Here is a 16,398-nt window from a genome sequence, read left to right on the forward strand (position 1 = left end):
ATTCCTAATATTACTTATTTTCTGCGTAACGCAGCCGTCTCAAGGACGCCATTTGCTAAACGTGCGGCCTCAACACTCAAAAAAGCATGTGTGACATCCATATATTCATTGATCGTGATCGCCGCAGGCAAGCCATCCGATAATTCCGCCAAAGCAGCCCTCAAAATAGCTCTCAAAACGGAATCGATTTGACGTAAAGACCATTCCTTTGGCAAAATTTCTGAAAGTTCTTCGTCTATCTTTTCTTGATTTAAAGCTGCTTTTCGAAAAATTTGTCCTAACAAAAGCATATCAGCCTGAGGAACTTTTCCCTCCTCAAACTGATCCAAATGCCCCCCCCCACGGTGCTGATGAAATTGTAAAAGAATTTGATCAACAGAATCACCTGACTGCTCATACTGAAATAACGCCTGAACAGCGCCTGCCCGTGCTATTGTACGTCTTCTAAATTGATTCCTCGTTTTTTTATTTGTTTTATCATTCGAGACGGAAACAGAATCCGACATAAAAATTCCTTAAATTTTACTTCTTTTACAAAATGGGAGTAACTTCTAGTCTATCTTTTTTACTCCCTTTGGGAAAGCAATAGGCTATAAATAAGAAAAATTCGTCTGCCCCTTTAGGAAAGTGATACAATGACGCTCCTCTCAAAACACCGCGCTCTTCCTCTTGCCCTTATCGCCAGCGCTCCATTCTTTTTTTCAACAAACGTTCAAGCTAAAGCAGAAGATCAAAACGCCAAACTTTCAGCGTCACCAACTTCTGTGGACACCAGCACAACAACAAAAATTCAAAAGGAATCCTATTCTTATCAAAGCCATACGGAAACAAACGCCTCTATTGATCGGGTTGAATTAAAGCAAGCCCTTCTAAGAAAATCGTCCACAGATCTTTTGGAAGGAAGCTTTATTCTCAAAAATACGGCAAATAAAGATTTTCTTCTAAAATCCATTACGTCTGATCAATGTGCGACCGTTGGACAGTTTCAAGACACACAAGCCTTCACGGAAGAAACAGAAGATGCCTCTGGAAATATTTTTAAAAACTTACCTATTCCACGTTTAAATACAATCGCTTTCCCGTTCAGCAGCTTTCATCTTTCTTGCTTACCAAAAGAAAAAGCCTCTTTTGTGAATGGACAAGAAGTTCCCTTTATTTTTCATTTCAAAGAAGGTGATAAAACCTACAATTTTACTTTTCAGACAAACGACGAAACAAATAACGCTCAAGACAAGCAATAAGATTTTTAAATTATCGAATTAGGCGCTCTTTGACCGATTCATCTAAGATTTTTTCTTCGATCCTTTCTGCCATACAGAGCGCCTGAAAAGCTGTTTCGGCATTGTACCCTTTGGTATAAAATTCACCTTCCAAACAAAGCCGTGTGAAATCATCATGCTCTTGCCATAGCAAGTCTATTTTAGGCCATTCAATCTGATGCAAAAATATCTTTTCTCCTACGTTTCTCTTTCTAAAATAACGTAGTTCTTGCCGAACAAAATCTGCTTCTAAAGAGAATTGTGCGTCTTCTATCGAAATTTTTCGCTTACCTTCTTCGACAGCTCTACTTGCAAAAAGAGAAACTTGGCACTTACTTCTAAAGAAAAAACGGGAAAAGATTTCATCCCACAAATCTGTCTTTATCTTTCGGCCTCTCGCTTCTAAACATACGCCTATTTCTCCAAACAAAGAAGCAAGTAATTCAAGATCATGAATCATTAAGTCAAAGGCAATCGAAACATCCTCTCCTCTATTGGCATAAGGTACACAGCGCTCAACCTCAATGATTGACGGCGATGGAATAATTTCTAAAATTTTCTGAACAGGTAAAGAATATGTTAAAAGATGGCCTACTTTAAGAATTCTCTTTTTCTCTTCGGCTAAACGTAACAGCGCCAAGCCTTCTTCATTTTTAACTGCAAGAGGCTTTTCTAAAAAAACATGTTTTCCAGACTCCAATGCCAATTTTGCAAGTTTAAAATGGGTTATTGCGGGGGTCGCAATGACAACTGCCTCAACTTCTTGCAAAAGCTCTCCTAGATTTTCAAAAAAACAAATTGAAAATTCTTCTGCAATAGAAAACGCACGCTCTTTATCAATCTCAGAAAAACCAATGAGCATTTCAAGAGGATGCAACAAGGATTTTTGAATGTGAAATCGTCCAAAATGCCCTGCTCCAACAATACCCACCCGTAAAGGACTCCCCATAAAAACGCTTTTCCTTCTTCTAAGTGTTTTTCTCCCCTCTCTTACACCCTAATTTTAAAAAATACCTTTTTAATTTAAAGACAATTCCGTTGTTAGAGTTGCGCCTTTTGCTAGAAAACGGCATTGTACAGACGCTAAATGTTAAAGGGGACTATTCTTTACGCTATGCTTTATTACACGCGTCTTCGCCTATTAGGGATTCTTGCCGTTTGTTTGGTCGGTATTCTATTCTGCCTTCCAAACGTTATCAAACAGCCCATATCACAGTTGCCTTGGCGTCAAGTCCATCTTGGACTCGACCTTAAAGGGGGATCATACCTTCTGCTGCAATTGGACACGGCATCTCTGGAAAAAGATCAGCTCCACTCTCTTAGGGAACAGTTAAAGCAATCTCTTCTCACAAAAGGTGCTGGTTATGTAAATCTTCTTGTAAATGAAACAACCAATCAAGTTTCATTTTCATTAAGAGCCCCTCAAGAACGTTCTCTTGTCATTGAGACTCTGGATAAACTCATTGCAACGAATGACCACACTTTTGGCTATCAGGAAAATAACGGACGCTTCACCTTATCTTTTATACAAGCCGCTTTTGAAGAAAAAGCGAAAGAAGCTGTAAATCGTGCAATTGAAATTGTTCGCAGACGAATTGATGAAACAGGCGCAATGGATCCAACAATTGCCCGTGAAGGAGACAACCGCATTATGGTTGAACTTCCAGGAGTAAGTGATCCTGAAAGAATTAAAAATTTACTCGGAACAACAGCAAGGCTAACCTTTAGACTTGTTGGTGAGCAAAACGAAACATTCGGAACAACCCTGCTCAAAGATGAGCAGTCAGGGCAGGAAATCCCTATCCGTGACCACATTGCTGTGGATGGTGCTGACCTCACAAACGCAGGCGCCGCCATTGACCAGCAAAGTGGCGGATGGGCTGTCACATTCCAACTCAATAATAAAGGTGCGGACGCCTTTGCTTCCGTCACCCAGTCTAACGTTGGAAAACACTTTGCCATTGTCCTTGACCAGAAAGTCATCGAAGCCCCCCGCATTATGAGTCCTATTACAGGAGGAAACGGCCAAATCACAGGTGGCTTTACCTCCCAAAGCGCTTCCGACTTGGCTCTGCTTCTCCGTGCTGGCGCATTGCCTGCTCCCCTTAAAATTATTGAAGAAAGAAGTATCGGCCCAAGCCTTGGAAAAGCCTCTATTCACGCAGGTATTACCAGCCTTGCCGTTGGTTTCCTATTGGTAACGCTGTTCATGATTGTTTTTTATGGGCAGTTTGGCATTTATGCGGATATTTCGTTACTTGCGAACTTGGGCTTAATGTTAGGAATCTTATCCCTCTTCCAAGCGACATTAACCCTTGCAGGTATGGCTGGTATCCTCTTAACACTCGGTATGGCACTGGATGCCAATATTTTAATTAACGCCCGTATCCGTGAAGAAACCCAACGCGGAAAACCGCCGCTTCAGGCCATTCAAAGTGGCTTTATCCATGCGAGAGCAACTGTTATTGACAGTAACGTCACGGCTTTTTTAGCCCATGTGATGCTCTTCATCTTTGGAGCTGGTCCTGTTCGAAATTTTGCGCTCACGATTACAATCGGTATTGGAACAACCTTGTTTACAACCCTTCTTTTAACACCGCTCCTGATTATGCGCTGGTACGCCCACACTCGCCCTAAAAAGCTTCCGGTCTGAGGTCTGTTATGAGCATTAAACCACTTTTACATTTCTTTGCCCAACAGCCTAATTTCAACTTTATGAAAGGAAGATGGATTGGGCTTGCAACTTCTGCAATCCTTTCAACCCTTTCGATTATTCTGTTTTTTCATCCGGGACTTAAACTAGGTTTGGACTTCCGTGGCGGTGTCATTATCGAAGCACACTCTCCAAAAGCAGAAACACCCGAAGAGATTAGACATATTTTAGAGAAAAAAGGCATTACCGCCTCTGTTCAAAGTTTTGGAACGGACCAGGATTACCGTATCTCCGCAAATATGCCAGAGAAAGAAACTGTTGAAGGCAATAAAACAATTGTTTCGACTATTCAAACAGCTTTAAATGAACACACGGCAGGAACTAAAATCCTAAGAACAGATTCCGTTGGCGCTTCCGTCTCCAAAGAGCTTTTTCGAGATGGCTTATTAGCTCTCTTTCTAAGTCTTGGAATGATCATGATCTATATTTGGATCAGATTTGAACGTGAATTCGCCATTGCGGCTGTGATTACGTTGATTCTTGATCTTACAAAAACAGTCGGTTTTCTGGTAATTACAGGGTTTGAATTCGACTTGATTATGGTGGCGTCACTTCTGACCATTATTGGATATTCAACGAACGATAAAGTTGTCGTTTACGACCGTGTTCGTGAAAATCTCCGAAAATTCAGAACAATGCCCTTAAGCGAAATCCTTAATCTTTCAATCAATGAAACATTAAATAGAACACTAGCCACTTCCAGTACGCTTTTCCTAGCGGCTCTTCCTCTAGCGCTTTTTGGCGGAAGTACACTGACGGCCTTTGCTTGGGTCATGCTCGTTGGTATCGTTATTGGAACTTCATCTTCTATCTTTATTGGCGCTCCACTCCTTCTGCTTATGGGAAGTAAACGGTTAAGACCACATACTAAAGGATAAAAAAGAACCTCAGCTTCCTAAAATAAGCTGGGGTTTTCCTTATGGATGAATGGCTAAGAGATAATCTGTCAGGACATTTTCCATCTTGCCTTCAAAGACTTTATTGACAAGGCTTTGCTTTGCATCCCTATCCGTCTCTAAAAGCAAATGCTCCTGTTCTGCCGAAATTTGCTTCCGTCCAAGAACACTCTGCGTAGCCCCATGCAAAATAAAATAACTATAAAAGCGTGCCTCCGGAGAAGTGGCTCCCAATGCCAAGCGTTGAAAAGGATGCAGGGTACAGCCCAAAAGGAAGACCCCCACGCAGGAAATCGTAAAAAAAACAGTCTTAAACGGAAATCTTGGATGAGACGTAAAATCTTCTTTCTTCATCTCTTCCTTATAGAAGTTTTTGAACAAAAACGCATAATCCTTTTTCTAACGTTTTTATGCTCTAAAAGAGAGCCTCTGCTTTTGGCCTTTTCGATTTCGGAAAAATCGGCTATAAGGAGGGAAAATTGTTCTTCTTTTAGGAAGAAATTTCCAAAAATTAATTACATTTATAACGAAGCAGAGACCTAATGAAGCCAGGCATTCACCCAGATTATCACGAAGTCACCGTTATCATGAGCGATGGCAGTGAATATAAAACACGTTCTTGCTACGGCAAGGAAGGCGACAGCATTCGCCTAGATATTGATCCAACAAGCCATCCTGCATGGACAGGCGTCCACCGTATTATTGACAGCGGGGGAAGAGTTGCTCGTTTTGCAAAACGCTTTGGTTCGCTCGGCGCTCCAAAAAGCAAATAATATCTTTCCTTTCTTTTTTTGAACGGTTCTTTTATGACAGCTCCATTGATGCCCAAAGGCACAGCCGTGTGGTTAGTTGAAAAAACGGCTTTGACTTTTGAACAAATTGCTGATTTCTGCGGTATGCATCCGCTCGAAGTGCAGGCTATTGCGGACGGAGAAGTCGGCAAAGGAATTAACGGGTATGATCCCGTTAAAAACCATCAGCTTCCTGCCTCGGAGATCCAACGTTGCGAAGCAGACACAACAGCCCGTCTCAAAAAAGTAACAACGGAAAATCCTGTTGTTCGTCGGACAAAGGGTGCTCGGTACACACCACTCGCCCGTCGTCATGATCGTCCTGATGCGATTGCCTTTTTGTTAAAGCAATATCCCCATATGGAGGATAAACAAATTGTTAAATTATTAGGAACGACCAAAGACACGATTGAAAAAATCCGCACACGTCAACATTGGAACACCCCTAACATTAAGCCACGTGATCCTGTGATCATGGGTCTATGCACACAAATGGATCTTAATGCGGCGGTCAGTCTTGCAAATGAGAAAACTGCTGAAAAAGAGCAGCCAAATCCGCAAGACGAGCTTCTAAATGAATTGAAAAATTTTGGGTTTTAATCCTTTATTTTCTTTTCTCAATAATTGAGTCTTTCCCCTACTTTCATTTTATGGGGAAAGATGAAATTATTTTAAGACCTTTTTAAAAAAGGAATATTCTATTCTTCTCTCTGACAATACGGCATATTTAGACAAACTTAACCCTGAGCAAAGGGCCGCCGTTGAGCAGACCGAAGGATCTCTCCTGATTCTAGCAGGAGCTGGGACAGGCAAAACAAGTGTTTTAACAACACGTTTTGCCCATCTTCTCCTCAGTGGAAAAGCATACCCTTCTCAAATTCTTGCTGTTACCTTTACAAATAAAGCTGCGCGCGAAATGCGGGAACGCATTGCCCAGATTCTTGACCGGCCTATTGAAGGATTATGGCTTGGGACATTTCATTCTCTTTGTGTTCGCATTTTAAGGCAACATGCAACACTTGTCGGCTTACAACGGGATTTCCTTATTCTAGACAGCGATGATCAGTTGCGTCTTATCAAACAGCTTATGGCAGATATGGGAATCAATCCAAAAGTGATTGCCCCCCAAAAAGCGCTTAATGATATTCAGCTCTGGAAAGACAAGGCACTTACCTATCATAAACTGCGTGCGTCTGAAGAAATTAAACTGGGAGAGCATACACTCTCTGCCCTTTATCAAAGATACCAAGAACGCTTAATTTCACTCAATGCCTGTGATTTTGGAGATTTAATGCTCCATGTAACAGAAATTTTTATCAAATATCCCGAGATTTTAAGCGAATATCAAAGACGTTTCCGCTATATCATGGTCGATGAGTATCAAGACACAAATGCGATACAATATCTTTGGCTGCGTCTTCTTTCTCGCCAAAAAGATGACATTCCTGCTAATCTTGCCTGCGTTGGTGATGATGATCAGTCGATTTATTCTTGGCGTGGCGCTGATATTACAAATATCCTGCGTTTCCAAAAAGATTTTCCAGGGGCAAATATCATTCGTCTTGAACGAAATTACCGTTCCACCCAAACGATTTTAAGCGCAGCTTCTGGCCTTATTGCACATAATCAAGGCCGTCTTGGTAAGGAACTTTGTTCTGGTCTTCCAAAAGAAGATAAAAAAGAAGACCTCATTAAGATTATCCCTGCAGGCGATTCAAATGAAGAAGCAGACTGTATCGCAGAGGAAATCAGAAAAGCACACCGTAAAAAAACGTCTTTCGATGAAATGGCTATCCTGATTCGCGCCAGTTTTCAGGCGCGATCTTTCGAAGATTCTTTCATCCGACAACATATTCCTTATCGGATTATTAGCGGTCAGGGATTTTATGAACGTGCAGAAATTCGGGATTGTATCGCCTATATCCGAACCCTCGTTCAGCCTGCTGATGATCTTGCCTTTGAACGCATCATAAATCTTCCACGCCGAGGCATGGGAAATGTCGCCATTGGCAAATTACGGGAAGAAGCCCAAATTCAAAATATTTCGCTTCAAAATGCCCTTATCCAAAGATGGAAAAATGGCCTTTTAAAAGGAAAAAAAGGCCTTCCACTCATTCAATTTGTTGAAATGATGGAAGAAGGCCGTGAACATCTTAAAACGGATTCTCATGGCCAGCTTATCAAGTGGCTTTTAGAAGAAAGCGGCTATATTGAATATTGGAAAACACAAACAACACCAGATGCGCCTGGAAGATTAGAAAATATTCAGGAACTTCTAAGAGCCATTGATGAATTTCCGACATTAGAAGAATTTTTAGAACATATTGCGCTTGTAATGGATGTCGATGCACTGACAGAAGAGGATGAATATGTCAGCATTATGACCCTTCACGCTGCAAAAGGCTTGGAATTCGATCTCGTATTTTTACCCGGTTGGGAAGAAGGCATTTTCCCCTCTCAACGTTCTTTAGACGAACGAGGCACAGAGGCCTTAGAGGAAGAAAGACGTCTTGCCTATGTTGGACTGACACGGGCTCGAAAAACCGCCATCATTAGCCATGCAGCAAGACGGCGTATTTATGGGAATTGGCAGGATTGCATTCCTTCCCGCTTCATTCGGGAAATCCCCGTAGATTTCACAAATAGTGCAGCGCCGCCTCAGAATCCCTATGCTTTTTCAAAACCTTCAAATGACCGCAAAACCTTTTTTATGCGCTCCACTCCTGATCCCACGACACAAACAACAGGTCTGAAAGTTGGACAAACTATCTCTCATAAACGCTTTGGCGATGGAGTGATTTTAGAAGCACAAGGCAACCAGCTCATAATCCGTTTTGAAGATGGAAAAACACGCTGCCTCATGGCAGACTATGTCACAGCAAAATCATAGCAAATGATTGATTATTGGAAACATTGAAATGACCCACCCCGAAGCGCCTGAAGGTTTTTTAGAAAATATTTCTTTTACCGTTCATGAGAAAGATGCCCCTATTTTTGAAAAGGCACTTCAAACGGTTTGTTTAACGGTCAGTATTTTTGAAGTTGATGAAAAAAATCTAACATGGCGCGTTGAAGGGATTAAAATTCCCCATGAGCGGCAAGAAGAATTAGATTCTGCCCTCGAATTAGCTTCTTTTCTTACAGGTTGCACGCCAGATATTCTTATTGAATATGTCCCGCAGAAAGGATGGCTTGAAAAAGTCGCCCAAGAATTTCCGCCTCTTTTAGCTGGCGAAAAATTTTGTATCAATGGAAGCCATTTATTACCCGAAAAACCAGACCATCCAGAACGTCTTAATCTTTATTTAGATGCTGGCATTGCTTTTGGCTCGGGTCAGCATGAAACCACACGGGGCTGTATCAAAGCGCTTGAAGAAATCGCAAAAACTTATCCTGAAAAATTTCCAGGAAGTATTTTGGACATGGGATGCGGTTCTGGCATTTTAGCCATGGCCGCAGCGAAACTCTGGAACCAACCAGTCCTTGGAATTGATATTGAAGAAGATGCTGTTCGGGTTACAAAAGAAAATGCCGAACGCAATAACATCTCCTCTCTTATTTCAGCCTATCAGGCAGATGGCTGGCAAGCTGGACATGCGCAAAAAAATGCTCCTTACGGCCTTATTTTTGCCAATATTTTAGCAGGGCCTCTTTGTGAAATGGCAGAAGACCTGACAAATGCCTTGGACAATAAGGGCTATGCGATTTTAGCAGGCTTACTCGCTGTACAGGCTGATGAAGTATTAGAAGCCTACCAAAAAACAGGCCTTTCCTTAGAAAAAAGATTTGATGATAATGGCTGGACGATTTTGCTCTTACGAAAGTAAATCTCATTATGAATCAGAAATCACATATAGCTAATTATCTTTCTTATAAACCTATAGAATGGTGGGAGTATTTTGTTACTCATACCGTTAATTTTTCAGGGAGAGATAGCCGTTTACGTTGGTGGAAAAATTTTTCTGCTTTGCATGCATAGCTTTACCTATGCATCTTTTTGCTAACTTTATTATTTACTTCTTAAATGCAGCATCTTCCTCTCACAGCCTCTTTGCCATATGGCTGGCAATAACAACCTTACCGTTTCTTTTATTTTTATTTTGTAGCGAAATCGTCTTTTTAAGCGCCTTTGGAACAAGACGATTACATGATTTAGGTTTATCGGGTTGGTGGCAAATTTTGCCATATTTTTTAAGTATTATTGCTGCAATATCAACTGCTTTGATATATCCAAATTCAGATGCTATTGATGTAGCTTGCTCACCCATTTTCTTACTCGTTTTTTTTCCTTTTCTTCCGTGTATGATAATTTCATTTTTGCCAGGGCAAAAGAACAAGAATATTTACGGATTCCCAGAAAAAGAAATTTTGAAGCAAGAAGCTGCTCCCCGAACCTAATATAACAGCGCCTTATTACTTTCATGCCTGCCAATCTTATTTATCTGTTCATTTTTTAAAAGAAAGAATAATCCTTACAATCTTTCTCAAAAATGGATATTTGCATATTTATTATCCATATGGTGCGGTAGCCTTATTGCTTTCCTTGGTCTATTTTATCTCAAAATTCATGCCTTCTATTTACAAACAGCACCAAAAAGTCTTAACGAAATTTCTAGGGCTGTTACAGCCGATTGTAAGCTTTTGCAAAAATCACAAGGTTTTTCTGAAGTTATCTTTACTGACAAAAAATATACCTGTCAGTGGAAACTTTTTTCGATTGAAAATGCTCCATCCACGAATATAAAAATGGCTGTTTCAAAGAATATAGAGACAAGAAATAACTCCATTTGCCATTTTTGGAAAAACTGGAATCGTCCAGATTTTTCCTACGAATTTACTCTTTATGACAAAAACAAAAATCTTATTTTTCAAGACAAGTGGGATAAGCTATCTTGTAAAGATATTACTTAAAGAGGAATAGAAATTCTGAATTCTGCCTTTCTCTTATAAGATTTAGTTTTAGAGGTTTACAATGACACATTCCCTTCAGCATAAAACTTCTAAAGAAAAACTGGATATGTTACGCAAGCTCATGAATGGGCTTGGCGTTTCAGCCTTTATCCAGCCGCATGATGATGCTTTTTTAGGGGAATATATTCCACCTTCCGCCGAAAGAATTGCTTATATCAGTAATTTCTCTGGAAGTGCAGGAATCGCTGTCATCACGTTGGAAGAAGCCTGCGTTTTTTCAGATGGACGCTATACTGAACAGCTTAAAACTGAAATTTTTTCGGAATGGCAAAGTAAACATATTCTGGAGAATCCTCCACAGGAATGGCTCAAAGAGATTCTGCCTCAAGATGCAAAAATTGCCTATGATCCACGGATTATAACCCTTCCTTCTCTTAAAAAATGGCAAAGGACGGGTTTTGAATTTATTCCTGTTGAGGAAAATCTTATTGATCTGATTTGGAATGACCGTCCTGCCCCCCCTGCAACACAAATTAAACCACATAATTTATCCCTTACAGGTCAAAGCTCTTTAGAAAAACGTCTTGCACTTGGGAAATGTCTAAAAGAAAGTAACCAAGATGCTTTCTTGGCCGCAGATGCTTCAATGATCGCATGGGCACTTAATCTTCGGGCAAATGATTTAGAATATCTCCCCATCGCTTTAGGTTATGCGCTTTTCCATCAAAATGGCGATGCGGAATTTTTTGTTAATCCCGAACGTTTAAACGGAAAAGCCGAAGACGACAAAATAAACATTTTTCCTGAAAATCAGCTTGTTGAGCGCCTTAAACGCTTAAAAGGCAAAAAGATCCGTTTTACTCCTCTCGAAACACCTGTTTTCCTAACCTTAAAAATCTCTGAGGCTGGCGCAGAAGCTATAGAAGGGGCCAATCCCTTTTCACTGCCGAGAGCTTTAAAAAACGAAACAGAAATCTCAGGACAAAAAAAAGCGCAAACCATTGATGCTGTGGCACTCATCCGCTTTCTTTCCTTTGTTAAAAAAGAAGGCGTTGGTTTAACAGAAGTTGAACTCGCAGAAAAATTAGATGCTCTTCGTCTTTCTAATCCTGACTGTACGGGGCTGAGTTTTGCGACCATTTCCGCAGCAGGAAAAAATGCTGCTTTGCCCCATTATCACGCTAAAAAAGAAACAGCCTCTTTTTTAGAGAAAAACCAGATTTATCTTGTTGATAGTGGCGGACAATATGAATTTGGAACAACAGACTGCACGAGAACCCTTTGGAGCGGTCCAAACGCAGCGCCATCAGAAATAAAGGAAGCTTTTACCAAAGTTCTCAAAGGCCATATCAACCTCTCTCGTGCCCGTTTTCCTGAAAATACCGCAGGATACCGTTTAGATTCTCTCGCCCGTGCCCCTCTTTGGGAAGGCGGTTTTGATTATGACCACGGAACAGGCCACGGTGTTGGAAGTTTTCTTTCTGTTCATGAAGGCCCTCATTCAATCTCACCAGCCTCCCGCCCTGTTGGTCTAAAGGCTGGTATGATTATCTCCAACGAGCCGGGCTATTATGAAAATGGCGCTTATGGCATCCGCATTGAAAATCTGATTCTTGCTGTAAAAGATGGTGTAGGAAAAAATGGGAGGGACTATCTTAAATTTGAAACCCTCACCTATGTGCCTATTGATCGAGATTTAATTGAGCCTAAACTGCTTACTGCTGAGGAGTTAAATTGGCTTAATGACTATCATGAGGAGACCCGAAAACGTCTCTCGCCATGGTTAGAAGGTGAAACGCTTGAATGGCTTGAAAAGGCTTGTGCCAAAATTGAAGGATAAAAAAGATGTTACACAGGAAATATCCTTTTCTTTTAGCCCTTTCGTCTGCTTTTGCCCTTTTCCCTATCTCAAGCATGGCTCAAGGCGTTAATCTCAAAACATTATCAGAAACAGTCCTTGATGCAAAAAATGGCGAATGGGTCGCCCTTCATCATTTCAACAGTTCAGGAACAGATAAATGTATTGCCACAAGCAATACATCGAACACCTCCACACTCAGCGTGAATGTCACGTTAGAAAAAAATAAGCCAACGATTCAAATTCATCTTATGAATGCGCATTGGCACTTAAATTCAGGAAAAACAAAAGAAAACGTCATACTCACAGCGGATCACTCTTCTCAAAAACTATCCATGCTTGCGCTAGATCAAAATACGCTTGCTGCTACGATAGAAACTAAAAAGGCAGAAGAACTCCTCGCTACGCTTGAAAAAAATAGCGAAACGACTCTCTTATTTGACTCCAAAACAAAAGAAACAATCCCACTAGAAGGTAGTAACGAAGCCTTTAACAGCCTGCGTGCCTGCAGTATAGAAATGGGCCTCAGCCTTGGTGATGTTTTAAAAAGGAACTAGTTCCCCCTAAAAAGACGTTCTCAAAAAAAAGGCACGTTATAAATAACGTGCCTTTTATAATCACACTCCTCTTATCTTTTTAAATACTAAGGATAAGAGAGAAACGGAGATTAAGCCTTTAAGCGTGGAAATAGCTCAAGTGCGCCATCTTGATTGATCGAATCATACTGTCCGTCTTTAAAGTCTTTATAATTATCCAGCATATAGACAAAAGACTCACTCACAGGACGTGAAGCGTATGGATTATCACTTCCAAAAAGAACATGTCCTGGCTTTGCGAAAGCGAGCAAAGAAGGAAGTCCTTCTGGGCTGGAAGAAAGCGCCGTATCGAAATAGAATTTGCGGAAAGTTTCCATTAAGCTATTCGCCGTTGGAATATTTTCCTCGTGTCTTGCTTTCCGCACAACAGGAATCAATTCTGCAAAACGACGTACGGCAAAAGGTAAAAAACCGCCAGCATGTGCCAAAATAACCTTAATATTTTGATAACGATCCATCACACCATTATATACCATCTGCGCAGCAGAACGTGTTGTATCAAATGGATAATCCACAACAGGCCCAGGAATTACAAACTTACCAGGAACAGATGGATCATTTGGATGAACGAACACAACCGCAGAGCGCTTATTTAGTTCCTTCCAAACAGGCTCTAAGGCAGAATCTCCGAGATACATCCCTTCATAATTGCTGAGCAAAACCACACCATCGGCTTTCAAGTGATCAAAACCATATTCGATCTCTTTCAAAGCACCTTCAATTTCGGAAAGCGGCAATGTTAAGAAATTTCCGAAACGCTTAGGATGCTTCTGCACCACATCAGCCGTATATTCGTTGACTTTCCGCGCCATTTCTAAACGCGCCTGCCCTTTCCAGCCGCAGACACCTGGAGCTGTCAAAGAAAGAACAGATGTGCCAATCTTATTACTGTCCATAAAATCTAAAGCGGTTTGTGGTGTCCATTCAGGTAAAGTCCAGCCTGAAGGATCTCCTCCATGTTCTGATAATCCCTTGCCCCAGACAGGCGGTATAACGTGTGTATGAACATCAATACGGGAAATAGATGACTTGATCTTGTTGCCTTTCTCTAAAAAGCGCTGAAATAAAAACACTTTTTTGTGCCTCTCTGCCCTAGATAGGCATTCCTCGCATAACAAAAAACTCTATTGTGGTTCTATATTTTAAAAAACCATTAATTTATCTTCATCTACCTCAGCGAGAAGGCCGACAAGGCCGCCAACTTTAACACCATCAATCAAGTCAGTTTCTTTAAGATTCGTTTGAAATAAGCCTGTTTCGCAGGCGATGAGCTTTATGCCAAGCTGTAAGCTTTCCTCAATTAATTTGTCTAGACACAAAACCCCTTCGGCCTCAGGACAATTTTCCTTATCGCATTCAAGGTTTATTTTTCTAAAAAGGCGAACGCTTTTTCCACCAGCAAAAATCGTGACTTCTCTGCCCAACGCCAAAGCAGCTAAACTCAATGAAAAAGCAATATGCGCCCGATTTCGATCATCTCCTGCCAAGAGGATAAAAAGAGGCGAAAAATCCTTAGCTTTTGTCATGGTAAAATCTTCTTCAAATCAATCAGCGTTAACGAAACGTCCATGATGTGGGCAGTCTTTATCAGGCGCAATTTTTACTTTTCTTAAATGGCGCTCCATCGCATCCCACATATAAAGGCGTGGCTCATCCTCATAACCCTGCCACTCAAGCGCCATTCTCAGAATTTCCGTTCCCATCATGCCCGCAATGGTTGCGCAAACAGAACCAACCACCCCAGCCAAGGCACAGCCTCCAGCCTGTTGATTTTCTAAATCAGGATAAAGGCAACGGTAGCAGGCAATCTTTTCTTTTTTATAGAAAGGAAAACTCGCCCATTGCCCCCATGTTCCTTGAACAGCACCGCTAATTAAAGGCTTCTTTAACTTCTGGCAAATATCGGAAACCAGCCCTCTTGTTTTTGGATCATCGCATCCATCCGCAACAATATCGACCTTGGCAATGATTTCTTCTGCGTTCTCTGTATTCAGATATTCACAAAGAGGCGTAATGCTGATTTCTGGATTTAATTCCAGACCATATTTTGCCGCTGTCTCTGCCTTGAATTTTCCAATATCAGAAGTTTTATAAAGCGTTTGGCGTGGCAGATTCCCCAACTCAATTTTATCTGGGTCAATAATAAAAATCTGACCAATACCTGCACCTGCCAGTTGGGGCAAAAGTGGCGCACCTAAACCACCGGCTCCGACAATTAAAATTTTTAGATCCCCCAAACGTATTTGCCCCTTTGCACCAACAGCAGGCAAAAGAATTTGTCTGGAATAACGTTCCAGTCTTTCAGGGGTTAACATACAGGCTCCGAGTTTTCTAAAAAATTAAGCTTCAGGAAGGTCTTCCTGCAAAAGAGTGATGTTCACGGCATAGGAGACTTCACCATCTTCCTCATCTTTATAAACTGTACCGATTGTTTCATCTCCAACCAAAACCTCTACACTCACCCCTTTCCGTGCCATGGGTGGAATGCGAATGGCTGGAGATTTTAGAAGCTTTTGAAGGCCTGCCTGAAGCCTTGAAATTTCTGATTGTGTAAAGTCAGCCATAAATATCCCATTTCAATTTAGAATCTCTTTTCTGCCTGCCCTTATAACAAGTTTCAAAAGAGAAATCTTTGCTTTCTTTGATTATTTGCGTTGTAAATTCATTTTACGCCGCATTTCAGAAACGGCCTTGGCTAAGCCCACAAATAAGGCCTCACCAATCAAATAATGCCCAATATTGAGTTCTGAAATTTCTGTCATTGCGCCAATCTCCTCAACATTGTCATAAGTTAAACCATGGCCCGCATGCACTTCCAATCCATGGGCTTTCGCAAATTTTGCGCCTTCTTTCAAACGAAGCAGCTCCTGCTTCAAAGCCTCTTCCGTCTTAGCCTGCGCATAAGCCCCCGTATGAAGCTCTACGGCATCTGCTTTTAACTCCGCCGCATGTTTCAATTGTTTTAAGTCTGGATCGACAAAAAGAGAGGTTCTAATTTTTGCTTCTTTCAATTTTGCAATAAATTCAGGAATCGCCTCCTGAAATGTATTTAAGCCCCCTTCCGTCGTTAGTTCCTGGCGTCTTTCTGGCACAAGACATACGGCAAAAGGTTTGATCCCTAAAACGATCGAAAGCATTTCAGACGTTGCCGCCATCTCAAAATTTAAGCCCACAGGCAATTCCCGAAGGCGCTTCATATCCTCATCTTTAATATGACGTCTATCTTCTCTTAAATGCGCTGTAATCGAATCTGCTCCGCCTTTAATCGCTTCCTGCGCAACCTTTACGGGGTCTGGCCAATTTCCACCACGCGCATTTCTAATCGTCGCCGAATGGTCAATATTAATGCCTAATCTTAGAATTTCTGCCATACA

The 16,398-nt window shown here is 41.2% G+C and carries 18 protein-coding genes; 10 read left to right on the forward strand and 8 right to left on the reverse strand.

Translation table 11 applies throughout. The features are described from left to right. Positions 1–14 precede the first annotated feature (14 nt). The gene (gene nusB / locus FAI40_01080) at positions 15–506 is read right to left on the reverse strand and encodes a transcription antitermination factor NusB (protein QCE34043.1); all 492 of its coding nucleotides are present in this window, start codon (positions 504–506) and stop codon (positions 15–17) included. Positions 507–635: 129 nt separating this feature from the next. Between nusB and FAI40_01085 the strand changes: the two genes are divergently transcribed. Next, complete coding sequence (locus FAI40_01085; GenBank protein ID QCE34044.1) at positions 636–1,241, forward strand: hypothetical protein; 606 nt, start codon at positions 636–638, stop codon at positions 1,239–1,241. 10 nt (positions 1,242–1,251) lie between these two features. Here FAI40_01085 and FAI40_01090 read toward each other — a convergent pair whose 3' ends face one another. Continuing rightward, positions 1,252–2,208, reverse strand: a complete 957-nt coding sequence (locus FAI40_01090) for a Gfo/Idh/MocA family oxidoreductase (GenBank protein QCE34045.1) — start codon at positions 2,206–2,208, stop codon at positions 1,252–1,254. A gap of 165 nt (positions 2,209–2,373) precedes the next feature. On the opposite strand from FAI40_01090, the gene secD reads away from it, so the two are divergent. Both secD and secF read left to right on the forward strand, forming a co-directional pair. Continuing rightward, on the forward strand, positions 2,374–3,912 hold the full coding sequence (secD, locus tag FAI40_01095; protein ID QCE34046.1) for a protein translocase subunit SecD: 1,539 nt from the start codon (positions 2,374–2,376) through the stop codon (positions 3,910–3,912). Between the two features lie 8 nt (positions 3,913–3,920). Continuing rightward, complete coding sequence (gene secF / locus FAI40_01100; GenBank protein QCE34047.1) at positions 3,921–4,850, forward strand: protein translocase subunit SecF; 930 nt, start codon at positions 3,921–3,923, stop codon at positions 4,848–4,850. Between the two features lie 39 nt (positions 4,851–4,889). Here secF and FAI40_01105 read toward each other — a convergent pair whose 3' ends face one another. Continuing rightward, positions 4,890–5,222 carry a hypothetical protein gene (locus FAI40_01105; GenBank protein ID QCE34048.1) on the reverse strand — a complete coding sequence of 111 codons (333 nt, stop codon included), beginning with the start codon at positions 5,220–5,222 and terminating at the stop codon, positions 4,890–4,892. Positions 5,223–5,410: 188 nt separating this feature from the next. Here FAI40_01105 and FAI40_01110 point away from each other — a divergent pair, with 188 nt between their 5' ends. The 7 genes from FAI40_01110 (at position 5,411) to FAI40_01140 (ending at position 12,985) form a co-directional block, all read left to right on the forward strand. Then, positions 5,411–5,641, forward strand: coding sequence for a 50S ribosomal protein L31 (locus FAI40_01110; protein QCE34049.1), 231 nt, complete (start codon positions 5,411–5,413; stop codon positions 5,639–5,641). A gap of 33 nt (positions 5,642–5,674) precedes the next feature. Next, entirely contained in the window at positions 5,675–6,259 is a 585-nt protein-coding gene (locus tag FAI40_01115; GenBank protein QCE34050.1) for a DUF1013 domain-containing protein, read from the forward strand. A 100-nt stretch (positions 6,260–6,359) separates the two neighbouring features. Next, on the forward strand, positions 6,360–8,549 hold the full coding sequence (locus tag FAI40_01120) for a DNA helicase II (protein ID QCE34051.1): 2,190 nt from the start codon (positions 6,360–6,362) through the stop codon (positions 8,547–8,549). Between the two features lie 28 nt (positions 8,550–8,577). Further along, positions 8,578–9,486 carry a 50S ribosomal protein L11 methyltransferase gene (locus tag FAI40_01125; protein ID QCE34052.1) on the forward strand — a complete coding sequence of 303 codons (909 nt, stop codon included), beginning with the start codon at positions 8,578–8,580 and terminating at the stop codon, positions 9,484–9,486. Positions 9,487–9,604: 118 nt separating this feature from the next. Continuing rightward, on the forward strand, positions 9,605–10,057 hold the full coding sequence (locus tag FAI40_01130) for a DUF805 domain-containing protein (protein ID QCE34053.1): 453 nt from the start codon (positions 9,605–9,607) through the stop codon (positions 10,055–10,057). A 574-nt stretch (positions 10,058–10,631) separates the two neighbouring features. Next, positions 10,632–12,410: an aminopeptidase P family protein gene (locus FAI40_01135; GenBank protein QCE34054.1), complete on the forward strand. Its 1,779-nt coding sequence runs from the start codon at positions 10,632–10,634 to the stop codon at positions 12,408–12,410. Between the two features lie 5 nt (positions 12,411–12,415). Further along, positions 12,416–12,985, forward strand: coding sequence for a hypothetical protein (locus FAI40_01140; protein ID QCE34055.1), 570 nt, complete (start codon positions 12,416–12,418; stop codon positions 12,983–12,985). Positions 12,986–13,095: 110 nt separating this feature from the next. On the opposite strand, the gene FAI40_01145 is transcribed toward FAI40_01140, so the two are convergent. The 5 genes from FAI40_01145 to FAI40_01165 form a co-directional block, all read right to left on the reverse strand. Beyond that, complete coding sequence (locus FAI40_01145; GenBank protein ID QCE35705.1) at positions 13,096–14,046, reverse strand: amidohydrolase; 951 nt, start codon at positions 14,044–14,046, stop codon at positions 13,096–13,098. Between the two features lie 120 nt (positions 14,047–14,166). Further along, positions 14,167–14,550 carry a hypothetical protein gene (locus FAI40_01150; GenBank protein ID QCE34056.1) on the reverse strand — a complete coding sequence of 128 codons (384 nt, stop codon included), beginning with the start codon at positions 14,548–14,550 and terminating at the stop codon, positions 14,167–14,169. A gap of 18 nt (positions 14,551–14,568) precedes the next feature. Then, positions 14,569–15,339, reverse strand: a complete 771-nt coding sequence (locus FAI40_01155) for a HesA/MoeB/ThiF family protein (GenBank protein QCE34057.1) — start codon at positions 15,337–15,339, stop codon at positions 14,569–14,571. Positions 15,340–15,363: 24 nt separating this feature from the next. Next, the gene (locus FAI40_01160; protein QCE34058.1) at positions 15,364–15,588 is read right to left on the reverse strand and encodes a DUF3126 family protein; all 225 of its coding nucleotides are present in this window, start codon (positions 15,586–15,588) and stop codon (positions 15,364–15,366) included. Positions 15,589–15,669: 81 nt separating this feature from the next. After that, on the reverse strand, positions 15,670–16,395 hold the full coding sequence (locus FAI40_01165; GenBank protein QCE34059.1) for a pyridoxine 5'-phosphate synthase: 726 nt from the start codon (positions 16,393–16,395) through the stop codon (positions 15,670–15,672). Positions 16,396–16,398: the final 3 nt, after the last annotated feature.

It is taken from the genome of Acetobacteraceae bacterium (genome assembly GCA_004843345.1).
Classification (GTDB): Bacteria; Pseudomonadota; Alphaproteobacteria; order Acetobacterales; family Acetobacteraceae.